This is a genomic window from Stenotrophomonas sp. SMYL11 (genome assembly GCF_036320005.1).
Classification (GTDB): Bacteria; Pseudomonadota; Gammaproteobacteria; order Xanthomonadales; family Xanthomonadaceae; genus Stenotrophomonas; species Stenotrophomonas maltophilia_A.
Genome location: NZ_JAWIRS010000015.1, coordinates 76,146 through 99,141, shown reverse-complemented (window position 1 = coordinate 99,141; position 22,996 = coordinate 76,146). Strand labels below are relative to the sequence as shown.

Annotated in this window: 25 protein-coding genes, 1 tRNA gene and 1 pseudogene; 18 read left to right on the top strand and 9 right to left on the bottom strand. The window is 66.8% G+C overall.

Going from position 1 to position 22,996, the window contains the following annotated elements; all coding sequences use genetic code 11:
* Window positions 1-247 precede the first annotated feature (247 nt).
* Entirely contained in the window at window positions 248-1,615 is a 1,368-nt protein-coding gene (locus V3B46_RS18100) for a helix-turn-helix domain-containing protein (RefSeq protein WP_329892533.1), read from the bottom strand.
* A gap of 115 nt (window positions 1,616-1,730) precedes the next feature.
* On the opposite strand from V3B46_RS18100, the gene V3B46_RS18095 reads away from it, so the two are divergent.
* Genes V3B46_RS18095 through mmsB form a run of 5 tightly spaced genes read left to right on the top strand, consistent with a single transcriptional unit; the run spans window position 1,731 to window position 7,270 of the window.
* Window positions 1,731-3,236, top strand: a complete 1,506-nt coding sequence (locus tag V3B46_RS18095; RefSeq protein WP_154261958.1) for a CoA-acylating methylmalonate-semialdehyde dehydrogenase — start codon at window positions 1,731-1,733, stop codon at window positions 3,234-3,236.
* Window positions 3,237-3,262: 26 nt separating this feature from the next.
* The gene (locus V3B46_RS18090; RefSeq protein WP_489686298.1) at window positions 3,263-4,417 is read left to right on the top strand and encodes an acyl-CoA dehydrogenase family protein; all 1,155 of its coding nucleotides are present in this window, start codon (window positions 3,263-3,265) and stop codon (window positions 4,415-4,417) included.
* Window positions 4,414-5,211, top strand: a complete 798-nt coding sequence (locus V3B46_RS18085; RefSeq protein ID WP_329892530.1) for an enoyl-CoA hydratase — start codon at window positions 4,414-4,416, stop codon at window positions 5,209-5,211. The genes V3B46_RS18090 and V3B46_RS18085 overlap by 4 nt, the downstream gene beginning before the upstream one ends.
* Window positions 5,208-6,383 carry an enoyl-CoA hydratase/isomerase family protein gene (locus V3B46_RS18080; RefSeq protein WP_329892529.1) on the top strand — a complete coding sequence of 392 codons (1,176 nt, stop codon included), beginning with the start codon at window positions 5,208-5,210 and terminating at the stop codon, window positions 6,381-6,383. The genes V3B46_RS18085 and V3B46_RS18080 overlap by 4 nt, the downstream gene beginning before the upstream one ends.
* Complete coding sequence (gene mmsB / locus V3B46_RS18075) at window positions 6,380-7,270, top strand: 3-hydroxyisobutyrate dehydrogenase (protein ID WP_329892528.1); 891 nt, start codon at window positions 6,380-6,382, stop codon at window positions 7,268-7,270. The genes V3B46_RS18080 and mmsB overlap by 4 nt, the downstream gene beginning before the upstream one ends.
* Window positions 7,271-7,419: 149 nt before the next feature.
* On the opposite strand, the gene V3B46_RS18070 is transcribed toward mmsB, so the two are convergent.
* Together V3B46_RS18070 and V3B46_RS18065 are read right to left on the bottom strand one after the other, a co-directional pair.
* A complete protein-coding gene (locus tag V3B46_RS18070) occupies window positions 7,420-7,845 on the bottom strand; it encodes an organic hydroperoxide resistance protein (RefSeq protein WP_049399846.1) in 426 nt (141 codons plus the stop codon).
* Window positions 7,846-7,956: 111 nt separating this feature from the next.
* Window positions 7,957-8,913: a cation diffusion facilitator family transporter gene (locus V3B46_RS18065; RefSeq protein WP_032128195.1), complete on the bottom strand. Its 957-nt coding sequence runs from the start codon at window positions 8,911-8,913 to the stop codon at window positions 7,957-7,959.
* A 242-nt stretch (window positions 8,914-9,155) separates the two neighbouring features.
* Here V3B46_RS18065 and V3B46_RS18060 point away from each other — a divergent pair, with 242 nt between their 5' ends.
* The gene (locus V3B46_RS18060) at window positions 9,156-10,640 is read left to right on the top strand and encodes a SulP family inorganic anion transporter (RefSeq protein WP_329892527.1); all 1,485 of its coding nucleotides are present in this window, start codon (window positions 9,156-9,158) and stop codon (window positions 10,638-10,640) included.
* Window positions 10,641-10,786: 146 nt separating this feature from the next.
* On the opposite strand, the gene V3B46_RS18055 is transcribed toward V3B46_RS18060, so the two are convergent.
* Together V3B46_RS18055 and V3B46_RS18050 are read right to left on the bottom strand one after the other, a co-directional pair.
* Entirely contained in the window at window positions 10,787-11,683 is an 897-nt protein-coding gene (locus V3B46_RS18055) for a hypothetical protein (RefSeq protein WP_329892526.1), read from the bottom strand.
* 12 nt (window positions 11,684-11,695) lie between these two features.
* Window positions 11,696-11,938 (bottom strand): hypothetical protein, encoded by a 243-nt coding sequence (locus tag V3B46_RS18050; RefSeq protein WP_132826234.1) that lies wholly within the window; start codon window positions 11,936-11,938, stop codon window positions 11,696-11,698.
* A 192-nt stretch (window positions 11,939-12,130) separates the two neighbouring features.
* Between V3B46_RS18050 and dusA the strand changes: the two genes are divergently transcribed.
* From dusA to V3B46_RS18030, 4 genes are all read left to right on the top strand, one after another.
* Window positions 12,131-13,162: a tRNA dihydrouridine(20/20a) synthase DusA gene (gene dusA, locus V3B46_RS18045; protein ID WP_329892525.1), complete on the top strand. Its 1,032-nt coding sequence runs from the start codon at window positions 12,131-12,133 to the stop codon at window positions 13,160-13,162.
* 212 nt (window positions 13,163-13,374) lie between these two features.
* Window positions 13,375-13,749 (top strand): hypothetical protein, encoded by a 375-nt coding sequence (locus V3B46_RS18040; RefSeq protein ID WP_329892524.1) that lies wholly within the window; start codon window positions 13,375-13,377, stop codon window positions 13,747-13,749.
* A gap of 73 nt (window positions 13,750-13,822) precedes the next feature.
* Window positions 13,823-14,506, top strand: a complete 684-nt coding sequence (locus V3B46_RS18035) for a response regulator transcription factor (protein WP_004136763.1) — start codon at window positions 13,823-13,825, stop codon at window positions 14,504-14,506.
* Window positions 14,507-14,531: 25 nt separating this feature from the next.
* Complete coding sequence (locus V3B46_RS18030; protein WP_154264888.1) at window positions 14,532-15,956, top strand: ATP-binding protein; 1,425 nt, start codon at window positions 14,532-14,534, stop codon at window positions 15,954-15,956.
* 127 nt (window positions 15,957-16,083) lie between these two features.
* On the opposite strand, the gene V3B46_RS18025 is transcribed toward V3B46_RS18030, so the two are convergent.
* Together V3B46_RS18025 and V3B46_RS18020 are read right to left on the bottom strand one after the other, a co-directional pair.
* On the bottom strand, window positions 16,084-16,875 hold the full coding sequence (locus tag V3B46_RS18025) for a M90 family metallopeptidase (RefSeq protein WP_329892523.1): 792 nt from the start codon (window positions 16,873-16,875) through the stop codon (window positions 16,084-16,086).
* Window positions 16,842-17,120, bottom strand: a complete 279-nt coding sequence (locus tag V3B46_RS18020; RefSeq protein WP_049399853.1) for a hypothetical protein — start codon at window positions 17,118-17,120, stop codon at window positions 16,842-16,844. The genes V3B46_RS18025 and V3B46_RS18020 overlap by 34 nt, the downstream gene beginning before the upstream one ends.
* Before the next feature lie 144 nt (window positions 17,121-17,264).
* Between V3B46_RS18020 and birA the strand changes: the two genes are divergently transcribed.
* From birA to V3B46_RS17990, 6 genes and pseudogenes are all read left to right on the top strand, one after another.
* Entirely contained in the window at window positions 17,265-18,233 is a 969-nt protein-coding gene (gene birA / locus V3B46_RS18015) for a bifunctional biotin--[acetyl-CoA-carboxylase] ligase/biotin operon repressor BirA (protein ID WP_329892522.1), read from the top strand.
* Window positions 18,230-18,961, top strand: a complete 732-nt coding sequence (locus V3B46_RS18010; RefSeq protein WP_329892521.1) for a type III pantothenate kinase — start codon at window positions 18,230-18,232, stop codon at window positions 18,959-18,961. The genes birA and V3B46_RS18010 overlap by 4 nt, the downstream gene beginning before the upstream one ends.
* Window positions 18,962-18,970: 9 nt before the next feature.
* Window positions 18,971-19,807, top strand: a complete 837-nt coding sequence (locus V3B46_RS18005) for an SPOR domain-containing protein (protein WP_329892520.1) — start codon at window positions 18,971-18,973, stop codon at window positions 19,805-19,807.
* Window positions 19,808-19,848: 41 nt separating this feature from the next.
* Window positions 19,849-19,924 (top strand) — tRNA-Thr (locus V3B46_RS18000).
* Window positions 19,925-20,108: 184 nt separating this feature from the next.
* Window positions 20,109-20,394: pseudogene (locus V3B46_RS17995) on the top strand (type II toxin-antitoxin system RelE/ParE family toxin).
* A 58-nt stretch (window positions 20,395-20,452) separates the two neighbouring features.
* Window positions 20,453-20,755: an addiction module antidote protein gene (locus V3B46_RS17990; RefSeq protein ID WP_263467839.1), complete on the top strand. Its 303-nt coding sequence runs from the start codon at window positions 20,453-20,455 to the stop codon at window positions 20,753-20,755.
* A 57-nt stretch (window positions 20,756-20,812) separates the two neighbouring features.
* On the opposite strand, the gene V3B46_RS17985 is transcribed toward V3B46_RS17990, so the two are convergent.
* Window positions 20,813-21,136, bottom strand: a complete 324-nt coding sequence (locus V3B46_RS17985; protein ID WP_329892519.1) for a hypothetical protein — start codon at window positions 21,134-21,136, stop codon at window positions 20,813-20,815.
* Between the two features lie 80 nt (window positions 21,137-21,216).
* Complete coding sequence (locus V3B46_RS17980; RefSeq protein ID WP_329892518.1) at window positions 21,217-21,624, bottom strand: hypothetical protein; 408 nt, start codon at window positions 21,622-21,624, stop codon at window positions 21,217-21,219.
* A 242-nt stretch (window positions 21,625-21,866) separates the two neighbouring features.
* Between V3B46_RS17980 and V3B46_RS17975 the strand changes: the two genes are divergently transcribed.
* Together V3B46_RS17975 and V3B46_RS17970 are read left to right on the top strand one after the other, a co-directional pair.
* Complete coding sequence (locus V3B46_RS17975; protein WP_329892517.1) at window positions 21,867-22,073, top strand: hypothetical protein; 207 nt, start codon at window positions 21,867-21,869, stop codon at window positions 22,071-22,073.
* A 134-nt stretch (window positions 22,074-22,207) separates the two neighbouring features.
* Window positions 22,208-22,978, top strand: a complete 771-nt coding sequence (locus tag V3B46_RS17970) for a DUF3011 domain-containing protein (RefSeq protein WP_329892516.1) — start codon at window positions 22,208-22,210, stop codon at window positions 22,976-22,978.
* The last annotated feature ends 18 nt before the right edge of the window (window positions 22,979-22,996 follow it).

Below are 22,996 nucleotides of genomic sequence, written 5' to 3'. Positions count from 1 at the left end.
CAATGGCTTTGACCGATGTGGAGGTCTTGCAGGCCTCCTTGGCGACCAGCAGTTTGAAACGCGCGTCGTATCTGTTCATGTATCCCTCGGGGTTGGATCTGGTGTCCAACTCCCGGGGGTCACTTCATGGATGGGTTTACGGCGTCCCCCTCAACCGGACCCACCCCGCCATCCCACGGAATGTCCGCTGTTGCTGTTGCTTCGGCTTGAGGCTTCTGCAGGTGCAGGGCGCAGCCCTGCAACCCCCCTACCTTCCCGGCAACTGCGCGAACGCGCGCTGCATGCAGTCCTCGCGCGGGCACACCCGGCACCCCGGCCCGATCGACACCGAATTACCCGGGCTCTGCACATCCAGCCCCAGCGAATACACCAGCCGCTCGGCATGCTGCAGGTCGCAGCCCAGCGCCACCGCGAAGGTCTTGCGCGGCTGGCCATGGCCGACCGGGCCACTGCTGACCTGCCGCGCCAGCCAGAAGTGGCGCCGACCATCGGGCATGCGTGCGGTCTGGGTGAGGATGCGCCCCGGCTGGTTGAACGCCTCGTAGACGATCCACAACGGGCACGAGCCGCCCACCTGAGAGAAATGGAAATCGGTGGCCGAATGACGCTTGGAAACGTTGCCGGCGCGATCCACCCGGATGAAGAAAAACGGCAGGCCGGGTGCGCTGCGCCGTGCCAGCGTGCTCAGCCGATGGCACACCGCTTCGAAGCCGACGCCGAACTGATGCGCCAGCAGTTCGATGTCGTAGCTGCTGGTTTCCGCCGCACGCAGGAAGCGCATGTACGGCATCACCAGCGCGCCGGCGAAATAGTTGGAAAGACCGATCCGCGCCTGCGCGATGCGCGCGTCGTCGGTGAACCCGGCGCGCGCCACCACCGCATCGATCTGCGGCAGGTAACCGTGCAGCGCCAGCTCGGCGGCCATCTGGAACGCCTGCTGGCCCGGCTCCAGGTAATCGGGCAGCCACAGCCGTCGCGCACCGGCATCGTATTGCCGCTTTTCGCGCCCGGCCTGCAGTGCGGCCACTTCCACCAGCACGCCATGGCGGTCGGCCAGCAGCTGGCGCAGCCGCGGTGCCACATGCCCAGGCGACAGCCCCCATTCGGCGAACAGCTGCTCGGCCAACTCATCCAGCTCGGGGATGTGGTTGTGCATGCGGTTGAAGAACTCGCGTACCTGGTCGCCAGCGGGCAGGGTGCTGCCGGCGCCGGGCTCGCCCAGCTGGAACTCCAGTGCGGCGGCATGCTCGCGCAGCGCCAGGTGGCGGCGGTGCAGGTCCAGCAGCGCGCGGCTGACCTGCGGCAGGTTGCCGGCCAAGGCGCGCAGTTCGGTGGCGCTGACGTCGGCCAGGCCCAGGTCACGCAGGGTCTCGCCCAGTGCTTCCTGCAGCGCAGCCGGCTCATCGTCGTCGAACAGGGAGGAAACATCGCCCAACACCTCGCCCAGCTTCTTCTGCACTGCTGGCGTGAGTGGGCGCTTGTTGCGCTCGATCTGGTTCAGGTAGCTGGCCGACAGCCCCAGCGCCCGTGCTAGATCCGTCTGGCTGTAGCCGCGCTGCTCGCGCAGCCGCAGCAGGCGCAGGCCAAGTTGTCGCTGGGGGGCTGAATAATTCACAGAATTAACATGAATCGTCTGGCGTGTTGGCCAGATTAAGCGGATTCAGCCCGGAAATCGAGGCGGGTGCTGTGAATAATGCCAAGCATCTTTCGCACCCTGTGGGATTGTCGTCATGACTGTTGCAGCGCCCCGTATCCGCATGCTGATCGATGGCCAGTTCGTTGAATCGGCCACCTCCCACTGGCAGGACGTGATCAATCCGGCCACCCAGGACGTGCTGGCCAAGGTGCCGTTCGCCACCACCGGCGAAGTGGACGCCGCCGTCGCCGCCGCCAAGGAAGCCTTCAAGACCTGGCGCAAGACCCCGATCGGCACCCGTGCGCGCATCTTCCTGAAGTACCAGCAGCTGATCCGCGAAAACATGAGCGAGCTGGCCCACATCCTCACCGCCGAACAGGGCAAGACCCTGCCGGACGCCGAAGGCGATGTGTTCCGCGGCCTGGAAGTGGTCGAGCACGCCGCCGCCATCGGCAACCTGCAGCTGGGCGAACTGGCCAACAACGTGGCCAATGGCGTGGACACCTACACGATCATGCAGCCGCTGGGCGTGTGTGCCGGCATCACCCCGTTCAACTTCCCGGCGATGATCCCGCTGTGGATGTTCCCGATGGCGATTGCAACGGGCAACACCTTCATCCTCAAGCCGTCCGAGCAGGACCCGATGGTCACCATGCGCCTGGTCGAGCTTGCCCTGGAAGCCGGCATCCCGAAGGGTGTGCTGAACGTCGTCCACGGCGGCGAGGAAGTGGTCAACGCGATCTGCGACCACCCGGACATCAAGGCCGTGTCGTTCGTCGGCTCCACCCGCGTCGGCACCCACGTCTACAACCGTGCCTCGCTGGCCGGCAAGCGCGTGCAGTGCATGATGGGCGCCAAGAACCACGCCGTGGTGCTGCCGGACGCCAACAAGGAGCAGACCCTCAACGCGATGGTCGGCGCCGCCTTCGGTGCGGCTGGCCAGCGTTGCATGGCCGCTTCCACCCTGGTGCTGGTCGGTGAAGCGCGCAACTGGGTGCAGGACCTGGTCACCAAGGCCAAGACTCTGAAGGTCAGCGGCGGCACCGTGGCTGGCACCGACGTGGGCCCGGTCATTTCCTGCAGCGCCCGCGAGCGCGTGGAAGGCCTGATCGCCTCGGGCGTGGAGCAGGGCGCCAAGCTGGTGCTGGACGGCCGCAAGCCGCAGGTCGATGGTTTCGAGAAGGGCAACTTCGTCGGCCCGACCATCTTTGCCGGTGTCACCACCGACATGCGCATCTACCAGGAAGAAATCTTCGGGCCGGTGCTGGTCATCCTCGAAGCAGAGACGCTGGAAGAGGCCATCGCGCTGGTCAACAGCAACCCGAACGGCAACGGCACCGCACTGTTCACCCAGTCCGGCGCCGCCGCGCGCAAGTTCCAGGAAGACATCGACGTCGGCCAGGTCGGCATCAACGTGCCGATCCCGGTGCCGGTGCCGCTGTTCTCGTTCACCGGTTCGCGCGCCTCCAAGCTGGGCGATCTGGGCCCGTACGGCAAGCAGGTGGTGCTGTTCTACACCCAGACCAAGACGGTCACCGCGCGCTGGTTCGATGACGAGACGCTCAGCCACGGCGTCAACACCACGATCAGCCTGAAGTAACGGCAGGAGCAGCCATGAGCCACTCGATGACGACGGAACTGGAAGAAGCGCAGCAGGCGTACCGCGAGGCGGCGCGCGACTTCGCACAGGCCGAACTGGCGCCACACGCCGCGCGATGGGATGCGGAGGGCATCTTTCCGCGCGAGGCGATCGCCAAGGCCGGTGAACTGGGCTTCTGCGGTCTGTACATGGACCCGGAAGTGGGCGGCAGCGGCCTGAGCCGACTGGACGCCGCCGTCGTCATCGAGGAGCTCGCCAACGTCGATCCGTCGACGGCGGCGTACATCAGCATCCACAACATGGCCTCGTGGATGGTGTCCACGTGGGGCCAGCCGGCGCTGCGCGATGCGTGGGGCCAGGATCTGGCCGCCGGCCTCAAGCTGGCCTCGTACTGCCTGACCGAACCGGGTGCAGGCTCCGATGCGGCCTCGCTGAAGACCACCGCCGTGCGCGATGGCGACTTCTATGTGCTGAACGGTTCCAAGGCCTTCATCTCCGGCGCCGGTGCCACCGAGCTGCTGGTGGTGATGGCGCGCACCGGTGGTGCCGGTGCCGGTGGCGTCAGCGCCATTGCGGTGCCGGCCGACCTGCCGGGCATCAGCTTCGGCCGCAAGGAAGAGAAGATGGGCTGGAACAGCCAGCCCACCCGTGGCATCACCTTCGAAAACGTCCGCGTGCCGGTCAGCCACCTTCTGGGAGAGGAAGGCGGCGGCTTCAAGCTGGCGATGAAGGGGCTGGACGGCGGCCGCATCAACATCGCCGCCTGCTCGCTGGGTGCCGCGCAGGGTGCGCTGGATGCCGCACGCCGCTACATGGGCGAACGCCGCCAGTTCGGCAAGGCGCTGGCCGAGTTCCAGGCACTGCAGTTCAAGCTGGCCGACATGGTCACCCAGCTGGTGGCTGCGCGGCAGATGGTGCATACCGCCGCGCGCAAGCTCGATGCCGGCGCCAGCGATGCCAACGTGTGGTGCGCGATGGCCAAGCGCTTCGCCACCGATGCCGGTTTCACCATCTGCAATGAAGCCCTGCAGATCCACGGCGGCTACGGCTACATCCGCGAATACCCGATCGAGCGCCTGCTGCGCGACAGCCGCGTGCACCAGATCCTGGAAGGCACCAACGAGATCATGCGGGTGATCGTTGCCCGCCACCTGCTCAACACCGAAGAGGAACTGCGATGAAGGATTGGCGTACCCGGGAGCACGTGGGCCTGAAGGTGGAGGTGGATGGCCACACCGCCGTGGTCACCCTGAACAACCCGCCGGCGCACACCTGGACCGTGCACAGCCTGTCGGCGCTGCGCGACCTGGTGGGCGCGCTCAACGCAGACCGCGACATCTACGCGCTGGTGATCACCGGCGACGGCGAGAAGTTCTTCTCCGCCGGTGCCGACCTCAACCAGTTCGCCTCCGGCGACAAGGCCGCTGCACGTGAAGCCGCGCGCCGCTTCGGTGAAGCCTTCGAGGCGCTGTCCGGGTTCCGTGGCGTGTCGATTGCCGCGATCAACGGCTATGCCATGGGCGGTGGTCTGGAATGCGCACTGGCCTGCGACCTGCGCATCATCGAAGACCACGCCCAGGTCGCGCTGCCGGAGGCCACCGTCGGCCTGCTGCCGTGCGCCGGTGGCACCCAGAACCTGCCGCGCCTGGTGGGCGAGGGCTGGGCCAAGCGCATGATCCTGCTGGGTGAGCGCATCAACGCTGAAACCGCCGTGCGGATTGGCCTGGCCGAAGAAAAGGTCGGCAAGGGCGAGGCCAAGGCGCTGGCGCTGGAATGGGCGAACAAGGCCGGCAAGCAGAGCCCGACCAGCATCGCCGCCTGCAAGACCCTGGTGCAGGCCACCCGCACCGGCACCCACGCCTCGGCGCTGGTGGCCGAACGCGAAGCCTTCGTCGACCTGTTCGACACCGCCGACCAGCTCGAGGGCGTGACCGCCTTCCTGGAAAAGCGCGCCGCGCAGTGGAAGAACGCATGAGCACCGACACCGTTGCCGACGACGCACCGGTGCTGTTCGAAGAGCGCGCCGCCAGCAATGGCACGCGTATCGGCATCGCCACGCTCAACGCGCCGCGCACGCTCAATGGGTTCTCGCTGCCGATGGCACACCTGCTGCTGAAGCAGTTGAATGCCTGGGCCGACGACGACGGCATCGCCATGGTGGTGCTGCAGGGCGCTGGCGAAAAGGCGTTCTGCGCCGGCGGTGACCTGCACAGCTTGTACAAGAGCATGGTCGCCTTCCGCGAGGCCGGCCGCAGCGACATCCGCGAGAACGACTACGCCGCCGAGTTCTTCGACGTCGAGTACCGCGTCGATTACCTCATCCATACCTACGCCAAGCCGATCCTGTGCTGGGGCCATGGCATCGTGATGGGCGGCGGCATCGGCCTGATGTCCGGCGCCAGCCATCGCGTGGTCAGCGAGCGCTCCAAGCTGGCCTTCCCGGAAATCACCGTCGGCCTGTTCCCGGATGTGGGTGGCAGCTGGCTGCTGCCGCGCGTTCCGGGCAAGGGCGGCCTGTTCCTGGCGCTCACCGGCGCGCTGCTCAATCCCGGTGATGCCATCTATGCCGGCCTGGCCGATGTGCACGTGGCCGAAGAACGCCGCGGCGCGGTGCTCGATGCGCTGCTGCAGGTGGCGTGGTCCAGCGATGCCGCACACAACCACGAACGGCTCAGCCATCTGCTGCAGTCGCATGCCAGTGACGCCGCTACCGGCCCGCTGCTGGCCAATGCGGCGCAGGTTGATGCGTTGTGCGAAGGCGATGACCTGCAAGCCATCATTGCGCGCATTGCCGGTCTGCAGACCGACGATGCCTGGCTGCAGGCGGCGCAGAAGACCCTCGCTGCCGGTGCACCAGGCTCGGCACGGTTGTCGTACGAGCTGCAGCGCCGAAGTGCCGGCCAGGACCTGGCCGCGATCTACCGCCTGGAGTACATCGTCGCCCTGCATTGCGCCGCCCACGGTGATTTCGCCGAAGGCATCCGCGCGCTGCTGATCGACAAGGACCGCAATCCGCAGTGGAACCCGGCCACCCTGGCTAAGGCCACCGGCGCGTGGGCCGACACCTTCTTCGCTTCCCCCTGGGCCGATGCCGCGCATCCGCTGGCCGACCTGGGCACTCCCCTTGTTGAAAGGAGCCTTGCATGAGCCGCATTGCATTCATCGGGTTGGGCAACATGGGTGGCCCGATGGCCGCCAATCTGGTCAAGAACGGCCACGCCGTGCGCGTGTTCGATCTGGTCCCGGCTGCGGTGCAGGCCGCCGTCGATGCCGGCGCCAGCGCGGCCGCATCGGCGCGCGAAACCCTGGCCGATGCCGAGGTGGTGATCTCGATGCTGCCGGCCAGCCGCCACGTCGAAGGCGTGTACCTGGGCGAGGATGGCATCCTCGCCGCCATTCCGGCCGGTGCGCTGGTCATCGACTGCAGCACGATCGCACCGGCCAGCGCCCGCAAGGTCTCTGAAGCCGCGGCAGCGCGCGGCCTGCAGATGATCGACGCGCCGGTGTCCGGCGGTACCGCCGGCGCCCAGGCAGGCACTTTGACCTTCATCGTCGGTGGCGAAGAGGACGCGCTGGAACGCGCGCGCCCGGTGCTGCAGGCAATGGGCAAGAACATCTTCCATGTCGGCGCCAGCGGTGCCGGCCAGGTGGCCAAGCTGTGCAACAACATGGCGCTGGGTGTGATCATGGCGGTGACCGGTGAAGCCATCGCCCTCGGCGTGGCACACGGGCTGGACCCGAAGGTGCTGTCGCAGATGATGGCGGTCAGCACCGGCCGCAGTTGGGCCACCGAAGTGTGCAACCCGTGGCCGGGAGTGCTGGAAAACGCCCCGGCCTCGCGCGGCTACAGCGGCGGCTTCGGCAGTGACCTGATGCTGAAGGACATGGGCCTGGCGGTGGAAGCGGCGATGAGTGTCGGCGCCTCGATCCCGCTGGGCGAAGTGGCCCGCAACCTGTACTCGATGAACCACCAGGCCGGCCGCGGCAAGCTGGATTTCTCCAGCGTCGTGCAGCTGATCACCAGCGAGAAGTGACCTGGTAGTGCCGGCCGTTGGCCGGCAACCTCATGCCCCCGTGCGGGACAACGAAGGTGGGATGGGCGGATGTTCGGTTTCGACCGGCATCCGCCCATTTTTTTTTGCTCTGGCGCGGGTAGTGCCGGCCGCTGGCCGGCATCACCCGATCAGGCAACGACCAGCGTCACGTCGATGTTGCCGCGCGTGGCATTCGAGTACGGGCACACGATGTGCGCCTTCTGCACCAGCTCTTCCAGCTGCTCGCGCGGCACGCCCGGAGCGCTGATGGTCAGCTCGGCTTCGATGCCGAAACCGGTCGGGATCTGGCCGATGCCGACCTTGCCGGTGACAGTGGTGTCGGCCGGCAGCGCGACCTTGGCCTGGCCGGCCACGAACTTCAGCGCACCGAGGAAGCAGGCCGAGTAGCCAGCGGCGAACAGCTGTTCCGGGTTGGTGCCCGGGCCGCCGGCGCCGCCCAGCTCGCGCGGGGTCGACAGCTGGATGTCCAGCACGTTGTCGGAGGAGACGGAACGGCCCTCACGGCCGCCGGTGGAGGTGGCCTGGGCGGTGTACAGAACCTTTTCGATGGACATCGGGATGCTCCTGGTCGGTGGGTGGGTGTTGCGATGGAGCCTACTTTGCCCGGTTTCCGCGTACGTTGGGTTGCAATGCGTACGAAAAATTTGATCGATCGTCCTGCTGGCCTAGATCGTCCATTCGCGGTCGGTGGTGAACATGATGGTCAGCCAGCGGTCCGGCGAGGCTTCGCCCAGCGCATCGCCGATCTCGTCGCGCAGCTGGTCCCATTCCACCAGGGGCCGCGGCGGGTCGTTTTCCGGCACCACGAAGAACAGCTCGATCTGCTCGCCACGCCCTACCTGGGCCACGTAGCTGCGGTGCTCGACGAAGCCATGCTTGGCCACGATCCCGCGTGCCACTGCATCCACATGGGCCTGCAGTTCCGGCGGGGTGACCAGCAGGATGCCGGCCAGCGCCCGGCGCACCGTGCCGAGCGGGGCGATCATCACCAGCACGCAGACGAAGGCGAGGATGGCCGGGTCGATGTACGGCCCGACCCACGCCAGCGACGTGCCCTGCACCAGTACGCCGCCGAGGAAAGCCAGCAGGTAGCAGGCCGACATGCTGGCCGCGATCACCCAGTTCTTCGCGTCCAATGCGATGAACTCCGAACCGATGCGGCGGTTGGCGCGCAGGATGAACCAGGCCAGCGCGCCTTCGCCCACGATCGACAGCCCGGCGAAGGCAATGGCCGGGCCGAGGGCGATGTGGCGGCCCCCGGACATCAACGCGTCCACCGCATTGACCAGCGCATACAGCGCCGCGCCGATCATCAATGTGCCGCTGACCCCCAGCACGATCGGCTCCAGGTGCCAGAAGCCCATGGTGAAGCGCTGGTTGAGCCGCGATTGCAGCGCATCGGTCTGCGTGGACAGCGCGATCAGCCGCGCCACCAGCAGCGACAGCCAGGTCATCACCACGTCGATCAGGCCATAGATGCCGTCGAAGATGATCAGCGAGGAATTGGCCAGCAGGCCGAACACCACCGCCGCCGCGGCCAGCAGCAGCGAGGCGGCGATCGACAGGCGCAGCACGCCCTGTTCGGTGGCGGGGTCGAAGAACTGCGGGCGGTTGGCGGCCATGGTTCAATTGTAGAGCGGAGCCAGGCTCCGCTGCCTTTCGCTGCCTTCGCCGGCCAACCGCGCTACCCCCGTGGTGCCGCTTCCCGTAGACTGCGCCCCTCCCACGTACCGACGCCCGCCTGCAGTGATCACGCCACCCTGACCCTTGCCGCACATCGGCAGCCGGCCCGCCCGGCTCAGGAACCCGTGTCTTTCCACTGCAGCGCCATGCGGCCACGCCCGCGTGCGCGTGGAGTTTTCCCATGCAAACGTCCTACCCCCTGCGCGAGCAATGGCTCGGCAACATCCGTGGCGACCTGCTGTCTGGCATCGTCGTCGCCCTGGCCCTGATTCCCGAGGCCATCGCCTTCTCGCTCATCGCCGGCGTCGACCCCAAGGTCGGCCTGTATGCCGCGTTCTCCATTGCCGTCATCACCGCCATCGCTGGTGGCCGCCCCGGCATGATCTCCGCCGCCACCGGTGCAATGGCGCTGGTGATGGTCGACCTGGTCAAGGAACACGGCCTGCAGTACCTGTTCGCGGCCAGCATCCTGGCCGGCCTGCTGCAGGTGCTCGCGGGCGTGTTCAAGCTTGGCTCGTTGATGCGATTCGTCTCGCGCTCGGTCATCACCGGCTTCGTCAACGCGCTGGCGATCCTGATCTTCCTGGCACAGATGCCGGAACTGATCGGTCGCGGCCCGACGGTGTACGTGCTGTGCGCCGCCGCGCTGGCGATCATCTACCTGCTGCCACGCATTACCCGCGCCGTGCCATCACCGCTGGTGGCCATTGTGGTGCTTACCGCCGTGGTGATCGGCTTTGGTGTAGACGTACGCAGCGTCGGCGACATGGGCCAGTTGCCTGACAGCCTGCCGCATTTCCTCATCCCTGATGTTCCGCTCACCTGGGAAACGCTGCGCATCCTGCTGCCGGTATCGGCAACGCTGGCGGTGGTCGGCCTGCTGGAATCGATGATGACCCTGCAGATCGTCGAGGACATCACCGAGACGCCCAGCGAGCGCAACCGCGAATGTGTCGGCCAGGGCGTGGCGAACACGGTCACCGGCTTCCTCGGTGGCATGGCCGGTTGCGCGATGATCGGCCAGTCGGTGATCAACGTGACCTCCGGTGGCCGCGGCCGCCTGTCCTGCCTGGTGGCTGGCGTGTTCCTGCTGGTGCTGGTGGTGTACGGCAGCGATCTGGTACGGCAGATCCCAATGGCGGCGCTGGTGGCGGTGATGATCATGGTCAGCATCGGCACCTTCAGCTGGCGCTCGCTGCGCGACCTGCGCACCCATCCGCGCAGTTCCTCTGCGGTGATGCTGCTGACGGTGGTGGTCACCGTGGCTACCCACGATCTGGCCAAGGGCGTGCTCAGCGGTGTGCTGCTGTCGGCCCTGTTCTTCGCGCGCAAGGTTGGCCGCATGCTGGACGTGCAGCGCGACGATGCCGATGACACGGACGTGCAGCGCGACGATGCCGATGACACGCAGGTCTATCGCGTGCGCGGGCAGGTGTTCTTCGCCTCGGCGGGGCAGCTGGGTGCAGCGTTCGATTACCAGCACGTGGCGCCGAAGGTGCAGATTGATCTGCGCGATGCGCACCTGTGGGACCTGACTGCCGTGGCTGCGCTGGAGCGGGCGCAGGAAAAGCTGGCCGCGCACGGTGCGGAGGTGACGGTGGTGGGGCTCAATGCGGCCAGCCAGACGTTGATCGAGCAGGTGGGTGGGCGCGGTGGCGGGCACTGAGTTCGCACTCATCCATCGTCGCCTCCTGTCCTGGGGAACCGGTCCATGAGCGCTTCGGCAGATGCCAGGAACCCGCCCTGGCATCTGCCTCTGATTCGGCGCGGGGCACCGGAGTGACCGCGGTGGCGGTCACTCGTGCTGTTGCATCAGTGCCTGCGCCCCATGCACCTTACTTCCACCCGCATGTCGGCGTCCATCACTTCGCTTGTGCAGATCATCTGGTTGTCGCCTGGCCCGATGTTGGGGTGCACGCCCAGATCGAAGAGGTAGCGACTGAAGTCCATGTAGGCGTCACTGGTGATGCCACCGGGGAATTCATACACCACTGGTTTGCCGTCCTTGGCAACGTCGGCTTTCGTCTCTGGAACCGGATTGCCGTGAACGTCGCGGCCGGTGCCGGGAATAGGCGCCCAGCTCTTCATCTCGATGTCGTAGGAGGCCTTGATCTTGGAGCCATCCGCGAAGTTCAGGGTGGTCACCGGGCGGCCCGCGGTCAGCGAGATGTTCTTTCCCCTGACCGCGTTGACGAACGTCATGTGCGCCGCATAGCCGCGGGCGCGCCAGGAGGCATTCAACTGCTCGATCGCGTTGTTCATCCTGGCCGGGCTCTGCAGCGCGTCGTACACGGTTGCCGGCACCGGCCTGTCTGCAGCCGGTGCCGCCAGCGCCCGTCGCACGCGTGCAGCCGCCATCGCTTGCTGGGGCAGTCTCCACGTGTTCGACGCAACGTCGTAGTTCATTTCAAGGCTGCGCCCATTCGCATGCCAGAAGCGGACCAGAGCTAGGAAGTAATCTTCCAGGTCCTGTTCGATCGGCAGCTCCTGGATCCTGCGGTCCCACAGGATGACGAACTTGCGTATCTCTCCCGTGGAAATGCTGGTTACCAGAGCACCGCCGACATCGACGTCCGACAGCGCGGCCGCCTGCATCTGAGCGTATGAACACCCTTCGCACGGGATATCTTGTATCTGCTTCAACTGCGCGTGCGCTCCCTGCGCACAGAGCAACAACGCCACAGCAGTGGCGTAGCGGAACAGCCTCATCGAATTCGATTCCTAGATGGATGGATTGGGTAGGAAATGAATGACGATCCTGGCTACTGCCGCAATGACCAGCGCAATCGACACGGCGCGGGTGAAGCGATGGATCTCGCGCCGTTGGAAGGGTATCCATACCGTGAGCAGAATGGTCGACAGACCAAAAACCACCACCGGGATGCCGGAGGTCGTCATCGCCATGCACAGGCTGATGAAGGCGAACAGCTCCAGAACCAGTTCGATATAGGTGCGTTGCTGCATTACATGTTCCGTTTGCTTGGGACATCCATGCCGCACATCGTTATGCGGCGCTCAAATGATAGCACTTCTCATTCGCATTTGATGGCGTGACGCGCGTGTGCCACACAGGCGACGGAGTACCGGCGCTTTGCACAACGCCTGGCGCCCCGGCGTCATTCAGCAACCCGGTGTAAACTATTGATCTCACTGGCAATGCCAGTCTCCACGATCAATGCCCCGATGACGTCCGCCACCGCCCGTTACGCCGATTCCCTGCGCCTGTCCGTTGCCCCGATGATGGACTGGACCGACCGCCATTGCCGCGTGTTCCATCGCGTGCTGGCGCCGGGCGCGCGCCTGTACACGGAAATGGTGCACGCCAACGCGGTCATCCACGGCGACCGCGAGCGCCTGCTCGGCTTCGACCGCAGCGAGCAGCCGCTGGCGCTGCAGCTGGGTGGCAGCGATCCGGTGCTGCTGGCGCAGGCCGCGCGCATCGCCGCCGAGTGGGGCTACGACGAAGTGAACCTCAACTGCGGCTGCCCGTCCGACCGCGTGCAGGCCGGGCGTTTCGGCGCCTGCCTGATGCGTGAGCCGGTGCTGGTGGCCGAGTGCGTGGCGGCGATGGTCGATGCGGTCGACATCCCGGTGACGGTGAAATGCCGCCTGGGCGTGGACGAAGACAACGATTACGACGTGTTCGCCGCCTTCGTCGACCGCCAGGTCGCCGCAGGTGCCAGCATGGTCGTGGTGCATGCGCGCAATGCCTGGCTCAAGGGCCTGTCGCCGAAGGAGAACCGCGAGGTTCCACCGCTGAAGTACGACTGGGCCTACCGCCTGAAGCGGGAGCGCCCGGCACTGCCGGTGGTGATCAACGGCGGCCTGGCCAGCATCGAGGCGGTGCAGGCGCAGGCCGCGCACGTCGATGGCGTGATGCTGGGCCGCGCGGCCTACCACGACCCCTACCTCCTGCATCAGCTGGAGGCGCTGCACACCGGCGCCCCGCTGCAGGCGCGTGGCGACCTGTTGCGCGCGCTGCGCCCCTACGTGGAAGCGCGGCTGGCCGAAGGTCTGGCGCTCAAGCACATCACCCGCCACCTGCTGGGCCTGTTCCACGGCCAGCCCGGTGGCCGCGCGTTCCGCCAGGTACTGAGCGAGGGCGCGCACCGCCCGGGTGCGGATTGGACCCTGGTCGAGCAGGCGCTGGCGGTCACCGATCGCGATGCAGATCGCGCCGCAGCGTGATGCGCGTCACATTCCTGACTTGACAAGGCCGGCGCTTTCGTCCCGAATGTTCACCTAGATGAACGACTCGCGGCATCGCCCGGAAAAGTTCAGATCGGATTCACTGCCCTAAACCAAGAATTTGCAAAGGAATTGTAAAGGCCGGGTCCCGCACCCGGCTCCCGGATTTACGACTTTTGAACGAATCGCCGTGCTCGGCTAGGATCGCATCGATGTCTTCCGCTCCCTTCCATCGCCGCATTGCCCTGGCCACCTGCGTGGTGCTGGCAGCTGCGTCGCTGTCTTCGGCGCTGGCGCAACAGCCGCCGCGTGGCGATCAGGTGCGGGCGGAGATGATGGAGCGGGGCGAGCGCGGTGGCCGTGGCGACGAGCGTTCGCTGTCCGATGCCGTGCGCCGCGTGCAGCGCACCACTGGCGGCCACATCCTCGGCGCCGAGCGCGTGCCGTTCGATGGTCGTGATATCAACCGGGTGAAGTACATGGACGATCGGGGCCGGGTCCGCTACATGGACGACCCCGCCCCGTCGCGTTCACAGCCGCGCACGCCGCGGTCGGATATGTCATCACTACGCGGCGATAACCCCTGAACAGGGATAGTTGTCGCTATCAACCCGTACCCCACTGGCCTCCGGGCCACACCCAGGACACTAGGGAGAGTTCATGCGTATCCTTCTGGTCGAAGACGAAGCCCCGCTGCGTGAGACCCTGGCAGCCCGGCTCAAGCGCGAAGGCTTTGCCGTCGATGCTGCGCAGGACGGCGAGGAAGGCCTCTACATGGGGCGCGAAGTCCCGTTCGATGTCGGCATCATCGACCTCGGCCTGCCCAAGATGTCGGGCATGGAGCTGATCAAGGCCCTGCGTGACGAAGGCAAGAAGTTCCCGGTGCTGATCCTGACCGCGCGTTCGAGCTGGCAGGACAAGGTCGAAGGCCTCAAGCAGGGTGCTGACGATTACCTGGTCAAGCCGTTCCATGTGGAAGAGCTGCTGGCCCGCGTCAACGCGCTGCTGCGCCGCGCCGCCGGGTGGAGCAAGCCGACCCTGGAATGTGGCCCGGTTGCCCTGGACCTGGCTGCCCAGACCGTCAGCGTGGCCGGCAGCAATGTCGACCTGACCAGCTACGAGTACAAGGTGCTGGAGTACCTGATGATGCACGCCGGTGAACTGGTCTCCAAGGCCGACCTCACCGAGCACATCTACCAGCAGGACTTCGACCGCGACTCGAACGTGCTGGAGGTCTTCATCGGCCGCCTGCGCAAGAAGCTGGACCCGGATGGCGAGCTGAAGCCGATCGAGACCGTGCGCGGTCGCGGCTACCGTTTCGCGATCCCGCGCAACGAGGGCTGAGCCGGCTCACCCTGGCGATACCATGATGTCCGGCCGTCTGTGGTTCTTCCGACGCTGGCGGCCGCGCTCCCTGCAGGCGCGCCAGATGCTCGCCGCGTCCGTGGGCCTGGTCGCGTTCCTGGCACTGGCCGGTTACGCACTCGACGCCGCCTTCGCCGATACGGCGAAGGCGAACCTGCGTGAGCGACTGAAGAACTACGCCACTGCCTATGCGGCCGGCATCGACTTCACCCGCGACCGCTCGCTGTACATCCGCGAGCAGCCGCCGGATTCGCGCTTCGACGTGCCCGGCAGCGGCCTGTACCTGCAGGTGGTGATGCCGCACGGCAAGGGCAACTCGATGTCCGCCGAAGGCCCGATGCTGCCCACCGTCGGCGGCGGCCTGCTGGCGCCGCGCCAGGAAGTGTTCGAAGGCCCGCTGCCGATGATCCAGATCGACGGCAGCCAAGGCTCGGTGTACCGCTATGGCCTGGGCCTGGTGTGGGACGCCGACGCCGATCCCGCCACCGAATTCCCGTACACCATCTACGTGATGGAAGACTCGCGCGCGCTGGGTGCGCAGCTGCGGGTGTTCCGTGGCCGGGTGTGGTTCTACCTGGGCGGCATCGGCCTGATCCTGCTGCTGCTGCAGACCGTCATCCTGCAGTGGAGCCTGCGGCCCCTGCGCCGCGTGATCACCGAGCTGACCAAGGTGCAGCGCGGCGAGACCGAGCGCATGAGCGAGCGTCACCCGCGCGAGCTGGAACCGCTGACCGACAGCATCAACGCCTTCATTGAAAGCGAGCGCGAGAACCTCGAGCGGCAGCGCAATACCCTGGCCGATCTGGCGCACAGCCTGAAAACACCGATCGCAGTGCTGCGCACGCAGATGGACAGCGGCGCGGGCGATGGCGCGCTGCGCGAGGAGCTGGACGTGCAGCTGCAGCGCATGAACAACCTGGTCTCCTACCAGCTGGCACGTGCTGCGTCCTCGGGCCACAAGCTGTTCTCCGCGCCGCTGCCGATCGAATCCAACGCCGAGGAAATCGTGCGTGGCCTGGAAAAGGTCTATGCCTCGAAGGGCGTGCTGTGCGAATTCGACATCGACCCGGCCGCGCGCTTCCATGGCGAACCGGGTGACCTGCAGGAACTGCTTGGCAACCTGCTGGAGAACGCCTTCAAGTGGGCCAACCGCCGCGTGCTGCTGACCGCACAGCCGCTGCCGGCACCGAACGCGCGCCGCGCGGGCCTGCTGCTTGCGGTGGACGACGATGGCCCCGGCATCGCCCCGGACGACATCGGCAAGGTGTTGCAGCGTGGCGTGCGTGGCGACGAGCGCGTGCAGGGCCACGGCATCGGCCTGTCGATCGTGCAGGACCTGATCAAGGATTATCGCGGTGAACTGGCTGTAGGCCGCTCCGAGGAACTGGGCGGCGCCCGTTTCGAAGTACGCCTGCCGCCGGGGCCGTAATCCGCGCGTTCCCGCCCGCCGGGCATCGCCTGGCGCAACAGCGCGTGGTGTTCCGGTAGTGCCGGCCGCTGGCCGGCAACCTGGCAATGCCACCGAAGATCATGAGCTTGCCGGCCAGCGGCCGGCACTACCGTTGTTCGAACGCCGGCGGCTCGCCATAGAACCGCCGCAGCTGCGCGGCCACCTCCGGCAACGCCTGCTGCAGCAGATCCGGTGCCGAGAAGTGGTACTCGCTGGTCACCGCGAAGAACTCTTCCGGTGCCTCGGCCGCATACGGATCGATCAGCGTTTCTTCGCCCGCATCGACCTGGGCACAGAAGGCGTCGTAGGCGCGCTGGAACGTGGCCGCCCATTCGCGCTGCCATGCGCGCGGCAGCGGCGGCGTGCCGTCCATCGCGCCATCCAGCGCATCCAGCTTGTGCACCATCTCGTGTACCGCCACGCAGTAGCCCTCGTGCGGCGCCGCCAGGTCGGCCTGCACATCGGCCCAGGACAGAATCAACGGACCGCTGTCCCACGATTCGCCAATCAGTTCGTCATCCCACTCATGCAGCACGCCGGCCGCATCCATGTGGCTGCGGTGCACGCGGAATGCATCGGGGTAGACGATCAGCTGCGACCAGCCTTCCAGCCCCACCTCGCCGAACTCCAGCAGCGGCAGGCAGCACAGCGCGGCCAGCAGCACGCCATCGCCGGGCTGCAATTGCAGCTCGCCGATCGGGGTAATGGTCTTCTCGTGCAGGAAGCGCGTGGCCAGCACGCGCAGGCGCGCGCGACGCGCGTCGTCCAAGCCGTGCAACCAGGCTGCGCGGCGGCAGGCGTTATCCCAAAGCGCATCGTCAATCGGCCGCGGCGCAGGCCGCAGCCACTGCAGCAACGACTTGATCAGCGGAACATTCCCGGCAGGTAGCTGTGCCACTTCGGCGCGCGGATGCGCGGCAGCATGTCGTCATCGCTGCCACCGCCGCCGGTAGTCGTGCTGGCGGCCGGGCGTACCGGTGCCGCCTTGGTGCTGGCGGCCGATGCGCTGGCGGTGGGCGCGCGCTGCGAGGCGGCATCGCCATTGGAGGACACGCAGGCCCCACGGCTGTCGTCCAGCGCTGCTGTCGCAGACGCCGCGAAGGGCATCATCAGCAGGATCAGGCAATGGGCATAACGGCGCATTGACGACATCCACGTTAAGGGAAGGTGAGTTCCCGATTCTAGCCCGAACCCGGCGCCCCGTTGGAAGCCCCTGCGGAACCCAGCGTGGCGGGCGTCGCTGGCGGCTTTCCCGCATAATTCCTTTCTGACTTCGTGGAAGCTGCCGTGGACGATCGCCAATTGCTGGCCAAACTCGCTGCCGGTCGCCTGTCCGGCGACGCCCTGGCCCGTGAGCTGGGCCAGACCCGAGCGGCAATTTGGAAGCGTATTCAAGGGCTTAGGGCCGCCGGTGTGGACGTCGAGGGCCGCGCCGGCGAAGGCTATGGCCTGACCCGCCCGGTCGATCTGCTGGACCCGGACGCGATCCGTGCCGGTCTGCCGGCCGGGGTTCTGCCGCTGCTGCACGACCTGCAGGTGGCCTGGACGGTCGACTCGACCAACGCCGAATTGCTGCGTTGCAGCGCGCCCCAGCGCGGGGTAAGCGTCCTTTTGGCCGAACGCCAGACCGGCGGCCGTGGCCGTCGCGGCCGCAGCTGGGCCTCGCCGCTGGCCGCGCATATCTACCTGTCGGTGCTGCGCCTGTACTCCGGTGGCCTTGGCCGCCTGGCCGGGCTGAGCCTGGTGGCCGGTATCGCCGTGGCCGAAGCGCTGCACGACCTGGGCTACACCCAGGCGCAGCTGAAGTGGCCGAATGACCTGATCGTCGATGGCAAGCGCAAGCTGGTTGGCCTGCTCGCAGAAGGCGGTGGCGAATACGCCGGTCCGGCACGCGCGGTGATCGGCATCGGTATCAACACGCACATGCCGCCGTCATTCGCCGAACAGATCACCCAGCCGTGGGTGGACCTGGACACGCTGGCCGGCCAGCCGGTAGACCGCAACGTGGTGGTCGCCGCCGTGCTGACGCGCCTGCTGCCGGCGCTGGAAGAATTCGATCGCGAAGGCCTCGCTCCGTTCCTGCCGCGCTACGCCGCGTTCGACATGCTGGCCGGCCGCGAAGTACGCGTGGAACTGGAAGGGCAGTGGCAGCATGGCACCGCGCTCGGCCTGGCCGATGACGGCGCCTTGCGCGTGCGCATCGATGGCCGCGAGCGCCTGCTGCACGCCGGCGAAGTCAGCGTGAGGGCAGCATGAGCGACTGGTTGTTCGACCTCGGCAACTCGCGCTTCAAGTTCGCGCCGTTGCAGGGTGACCGCGCCGGTGACGTGCAGGCCTGGGCGCATGGCGCCGAAGGCATGGCCGGGCAGCCGCCGCACAGCCTGCCCAGCGGCACCACCGCGTTCGTGGCCAGCGTGGCCGCACCGTCGCTGACCAGCGCCATGCTGGACCAGCTGCAACGCCGCTTCGAGAACGTGCATGTCGTGCGCACCAGCGCCACATGCGCCGGCGTGCGCATTGCCTATGCCAAGCCGGAAAAGTTTGGCGTCGACCGCTTCCTGGCCCTGCTGGCTGCGGCCAAGGCGCAGCGCCCGGTGCTGGTGGTCGGCGTAGGCACCGCACTGACGATTGATCTGCTCGACGCCAATGGCCAGCATCACGGCGGGCGCATTTCCGCATCGCCCACCACCATGCGCGAAGCGCTGCACGCGCGTGCGGTGCAGCTGCCGGCCACCGGCGGCGACTACAGCGAGTTCGCCAACGACACCGCCGACGCGCTTGCCTCCGGCTGCGATGGCGCCGCGGTGGCGCTGATCGAACGCAGCGCGCAGCAGGCACATGCGCTGCTGGGCGTGGCACCGTCGCTGCTGGTGCATGGCGGCGGCGCACCGGCGCTGATGCCGCTGCTGCCGGGCGCCGATTACCACCCCTCGCTGGTGCTCGATGGCCTCGCCCGCTGGGCGGTGCACCAGCCCGCAGGCTAGTATCCGCGCATGCTGACCCGTGCCCTGATCGTCGTACTGGCCATTCTCAATCTTGGCGTCGCCTGCTGGTGGCTGCTGCGCGATGCGCCGCAGAAGCCTGCGCCGCCGCCGCAAGCGCCCGGCGTGGCCGAGCTGCGCTGGGTGCCCGGTGGCGTGGATGCGGCTGCGGCCGCCGAAGCTGCTGCTGCTGCTGCCCCGACCGCGCCGCTGATGGAACGCGAGCCGGCTGAGAAGACGGCCGTGGCGGCGACGCCAGCGCCCGTTGTACCGGCCAAGCCCGAGGCCACGTCGGTTGCCGCAACGGCCAAGCCGGTGACGCCGCCCGCGCCGACCCCGACCCCCGCGCCGGAAAAGCCTGAGACCCCGCCCGCAGCAGCCGCCGAGCCGCCGCGCTGCGTCGCGCTGGGTCCGTTTGCCGACCGCGCCGCCGCCACCAGCGCGCAGGGCAAGGCCGGCAACGTGATCAGCCAGGTGCGCCTGCGCGAACAGCCCGCTGCCAGCGGCAGTGCCCGCTACCGCGTGCTGCTGCCGGCCGCCGCCAACCGGGAAGAAGCGCAGGCCACGGTGAAGCGCATCGTCGCGGCCGGTCTGAGCGACTACTACATCATCAGCCAGGGCGAGGACATCAACGCCGTGGCGCTGGGCCAGTACCGCAACCGCGAAGGCGCCGAGCGGCGCATGGCCGCCGTGCAGGCCGCCGGCTTCCAGCCGCGCCTGGTGGCCAGCGGCGACGCCGGCCAGTGGTGGCTGGAAGGGCAGCTGGCGGCGGGCACGCCGCCGGCCCAGGCCCAGCAGCGCAGCGGCGCGGCACAGAGCCGGTCGCTGGAATGCGCAAGGTTGCGCTAGAATCCCCCGGACCGCGGCGCTGCCGCCGGTGATGCACCCATGCCGCTTTAGCTCAGTTGGTAGAGCAACTGTCTTGTAAACAGTAGGTCATCCGTTCGATTCGGATAAGCGGCACCATCAAGCAACTAGATTGGCCCCCGCAAAGCGGCGGCACGGTCGTTGGTCGAGCATTGCTCCCTGCCCCGTCTTTTTCCTCCTCCCCTTACTGTTTTGGTATCCGGCGCGTGACGCGTCGCTGGGCTTTTCCCTGCATGCGTTCCTCATGGTTGAAGGGGGTGTAGCCAGTAGGCTACAGTCGTCCATGAAGATCCAGCGTACCCGTCAGTTCGCGACATGGATTGACGCTCTCGAGGACGTAACCGCGCGCGCGCATCCTGGCTCGCATCGCACGGCTCGCCGAAGGTCATCCGGGTGATCACCGCTATCTGGGGGACGGTGTTTCCGAACTGCGTATCGATGCAGGACCGGGCTACCGCGTGTACTACACCCAGCGCGGCAGGCAGCTGGTGATTCTCCTGGTCGGAGGCGACAAAGGTTCGCAGCAGCGAGATATCGAGAAGGCCAGGGAGATTGCGCGTGCCCTGTGAGCATCGAACTGGCTATCGACGAAACAACTCAACACCGAAGTATTGGAGCTGTCCCATCATGGCCACCAAGAAGAAAGTCGAACTCAAATCATTTGATGTGGCCGAACACCTTCGGACGCCCGAAGAAATGGCCGCCTATCTCGACGCCTGCATCGCTGAAAGTGACGGCGATTCTGCATTCATCGCAAAGGCGCTCGGCGATATCGCCCGTGCTCAGGGCATGAGCAAGGTTGCGCGTGCGGCGGGCCTGTCGCGCGAGAGTCTGTATCGCGCACTGTCCGGCGAGCGCAGCCCCGATTTCGCCACCATCCTGAAGGTGACCCGTGCCCTGGGTGTGCGGCTGCATGCCAGCGCCGTGTGAGGGATCGAGGCACTGCGCTGCACTTCTGCCACCTTAAGAAGCCCGGCGCGATCAGGTTCAATCAAACCGAATGATGCGGATCAACCCTCGTGTTGCCGATCCGTCTCCGAAGGCGGCCACCGTGCCACAGCGGAGCACCTCTTTCGCACCGTCATGGTTGACGAACGAGATCGTGCAGTGTGCCCGCGTGCCAGGCGCGATGCGGGTGATGGCGCGATCATTCAGCACGAAGCTGTACCACATGAGTTCAGGGCTTATCGAAAGCGCCATGGGGCGCGCGGTGGAGGCGATCATCTCGGCAACAGCGCCACCGCGTGAATCCACTTCGTCCAGCCGCAGCTCAACGAGAACAGGTTTCAGGTTTGGATAGGGTGTGTCCATGCCAGCAGCGGTTCCGCCTGATTCGATAGCCGGGGTAGCGACGCGTTGAACCTGTGCGTTGGGAATCCCACCGTTCTGCATTATTGGGTCCCCCGCACCTGCAACGCCACATACTCCGCCAGCCCCCGGCAGGCCAACATCAGCCCCTCGCGCACACCATCGCCGATATCGTCTTTCTCTTCCCCATCCACGCGCACACGCTCGTTGGCGTGATACAGCTCCAGCAGCGACACCAGACCCACGGCGGCGCGGTCCCTGCGTGCGGCGGCCACAGCGTGGCCGGGCGTGCTTGATGGCCCCTGCCACGGCTGTCCGTCGGCGGCATCTCCGGCCTGGATGCGGCGCAGGCAGACGGGCAGGTTGATGGGCGCGGGCGCATCGTTGGCGGCGGCGAAGGCGGCTTCCAGCGGCTGCGCCAGTTCGAGCGGCAGGTGCAGGGCGGCGTCGCCCAACGTGGCGGTCAGATACGGGTAGAGCGTCTTGGACATGCGGGCATCCTCGTCAGGCACAGAGGCGCCGCCACGATAGGGTGGCGGGCGATGCGTGGCTTCCAAGACCGGGAATCGATGAGCCGGCGGGCACAAGGCCCCCACGCACCGCCCGCCGTAGACCGGCGAACGGATTGCCAGCCGGCGCCGCTCTTGGGAGGACGACGCCGGCTGGCAAGCGTATACAGCTTCGATTACACGGGCTTGGAAGACCCGACCACCTCTGCAGGTGGCGATTCATCATGCGCACGCAGAATCCCCGCCTGCCAGTCGTTTGTTTCGATGGCATCCGGCGATATGAAAGGAAAAATGAATTATCGCGATTGGCCTGTTTCCGCCGCTTCGATGCCAAAAGCGACATATCGCGCAATGAGATCATCCGCTGGAAATCGGTAGGCGTCGGCGCGGTTGCGACGCCTGGAAAGGCCCGCAAAGTGAAGCTGGCTTAACAGCCCGGGTAGAGCGCCACGGCCACCATAGCAAACAAGAACCCCAAAACGCGTGCCCGGATAATGATTCTCCTCACACACAGCTCCGGGCATTCCACCGCATACTGCGGACACACACCCTTCGGAACCCGCCCATGCGTCGCCACGCCCTGCCGCTCACCGCCGCACTGTTGTCCGCCGCGTTCGCAGCCCCGGCCATGGCCGCTGTGCCGTTCTTCAACGCCAGCTGCCCGGGCGGCATCGACGTGCACGCCGATGAGGGCGGGCCGGTTTACGTGCAGGGCCGCGAGACGGCGTTGAAGCGCTTCAACGACCGCTATTTCGAAGCACGCGATGCCAACAGCGGCATCACCCTGTCGATCAGCCGCAACGATGACGGCTCGCCGCAGGTCAGCTACACCGGCAGGGGCGGCGCCAATGGCATCTGCCAGATCAGTACCAGCGGCACGCCCGCGCCCGCCGCAAACAGCGCACGCCCTCGCGACGCTGCCGCCGGGGATGCCGCGCTGCCGCGCGAAGTCACCTGTGAATCCACCGGCCAGCAGCAGGTGTCGTGCGATCTGAATACCCGTGGCAATGTGGAAATCGTGCGCCAGCTCAGCCGCACCCGTTGCGAGGAAGGCAAGAACTGGGGCCTGTCGCGGCACTCGGTGTGGGTCAATGGCGGCTGCCGCGCGGTGTTCCGCAATGTGTCTTCGGTGACCACCCCGGCGCCGGCAGGCGATACCGCACTGGGCGCCTGCAACATGCGCAAGGGCGCACAGGGCGCACTGGTCACTCAGACGCCGGTGGGCAACGATTACCAGGAGCTGATCATCGATTATCCGGATGGCCGCTTCCTGTGCATGATGCGCAACAACGGCCAGGTGCAGAGCCTGACGCCGGTTCGCCGCCGCGGGGGTTGAGTTCGCCACGCCTGCAGC

What these genes read in the sequence shown, in the direction of transcription:
- V3B46_RS18055 (WP_329892526.1), bottom strand. Translation starts at nt 11,683, where the DNA reads ATGAGGCTGTTCCGCTACGCCACTGCTGTGGCGTTGTTGCTCTGTGCG.
- V3B46_RS18065 (WP_032128195.1), bottom strand. Translation starts at nt 8,913, where the DNA reads ATGGCCGCCAACCGCCCGCAGTTCTTCGACCCCGCCACCGAACAGGGC.
- V3B46_RS17970 (WP_329892516.1), top strand. Translation starts at nt 22,208, where the DNA reads ATGCGTCGCCACGCCCTGCCGCTCACCGCCGCACTGTTGTCCGCCGCG.
- V3B46_RS18020 (WP_049399853.1), bottom strand. Translation starts at nt 17,120, where the DNA reads ATGCGCCGTTATGCCCATTGCCTGATCCTGCTGATGATGCCCTTCGCG.
- mmsB (WP_329892528.1), top strand. Translation starts at nt 6,380, where the DNA reads ATGAGCCGCATTGCATTCATCGGGTTGGGCAACATGGGTGGCCCGATG.
- V3B46_RS18010 (WP_329892521.1), top strand. Translation starts at nt 18,230, where the DNA reads ATGAGCGACTGGTTGTTCGACCTCGGCAACTCGCGCTTCAAGTTCGCG.
- V3B46_RS17985 (WP_329892519.1), bottom strand. Translation starts at nt 21,136, where the DNA reads ATGGACACACCCTATCCAAACCTGAAACCTGTTCTCGTTGAGCTGCGG.
- V3B46_RS18080 (WP_329892529.1), top strand. Translation starts at nt 5,208, where the DNA reads ATGAGCACCGACACCGTTGCCGACGACGCACCGGTGCTGTTCGAAGAG.
- V3B46_RS18050 (WP_132826234.1), bottom strand. Translation starts at nt 11,938, where the DNA reads ATGCAGCAACGCACCTATATCGAACTGGTTCTGGAGCTGTTCGCCTTC.
- V3B46_RS18090 (WP_489686298.1), top strand. Translation starts at nt 3,263, where the DNA reads ATGACGACGGAACTGGAAGAAGCGCAGCAGGCGTACCGCGAGGCGGCG.
- V3B46_RS18085 (WP_329892530.1), top strand. Translation starts at nt 4,414, where the DNA reads ATGAAGGATTGGCGTACCCGGGAGCACGTGGGCCTGAAGGTGGAGGTG.
- V3B46_RS17990 (WP_263467839.1), top strand. Translation starts at nt 20,453, where the DNA reads ATGGCCACCAAGAAGAAAGTCGAACTCAAATCATTTGATGTGGCCGAA.
- V3B46_RS18060 (WP_329892527.1), top strand. Translation starts at nt 9,156, where the DNA reads ATGCAAACGTCCTACCCCCTGCGCGAGCAATGGCTCGGCAACATCCGT.
- V3B46_RS18005 (WP_329892520.1), top strand. Translation starts at nt 18,971, where the DNA reads ATGCTGACCCGTGCCCTGATCGTCGTACTGGCCATTCTCAATCTTGGC.
- V3B46_RS17980 (WP_329892518.1), bottom strand. Translation starts at nt 21,624, where the DNA reads ATGTCCAAGACGCTCTACCCGTATCTGACCGCCACGTTGGGCGACGCC.
- V3B46_RS18095 (WP_154261958.1), top strand. Translation starts at nt 1,731, where the DNA reads ATGACTGTTGCAGCGCCCCGTATCCGCATGCTGATCGATGGCCAGTTC.
- V3B46_RS18035 (WP_004136763.1), top strand. Translation starts at nt 13,823, where the DNA reads ATGCGTATCCTTCTGGTCGAAGACGAAGCCCCGCTGCGTGAGACCCTG.
- V3B46_RS18030 (WP_154264888.1), top strand. Translation starts at nt 14,532, where the DNA reads ATGTCCGGCCGTCTGTGGTTCTTCCGACGCTGGCGGCCGCGCTCCCTG.
- dusA (WP_329892525.1), top strand. Translation starts at nt 12,131, where the DNA reads ATGCCAGTCTCCACGATCAATGCCCCGATGACGTCCGCCACCGCCCGT.
- V3B46_RS17975 (WP_329892517.1), top strand. Translation starts at nt 21,867, where the DNA reads ATGCGCACGCAGAATCCCCGCCTGCCAGTCGTTTGTTTCGATGGCATC.
- V3B46_RS18070 (WP_049399846.1), bottom strand. Translation starts at nt 7,845, where the DNA reads ATGTCCATCGAAAAGGTTCTGTACACCGCCCAGGCCACCTCCACCGGC.
- V3B46_RS18040 (WP_329892524.1), top strand. Translation starts at nt 13,375, where the DNA reads ATGTCTTCCGCTCCCTTCCATCGCCGCATTGCCCTGGCCACCTGCGTG.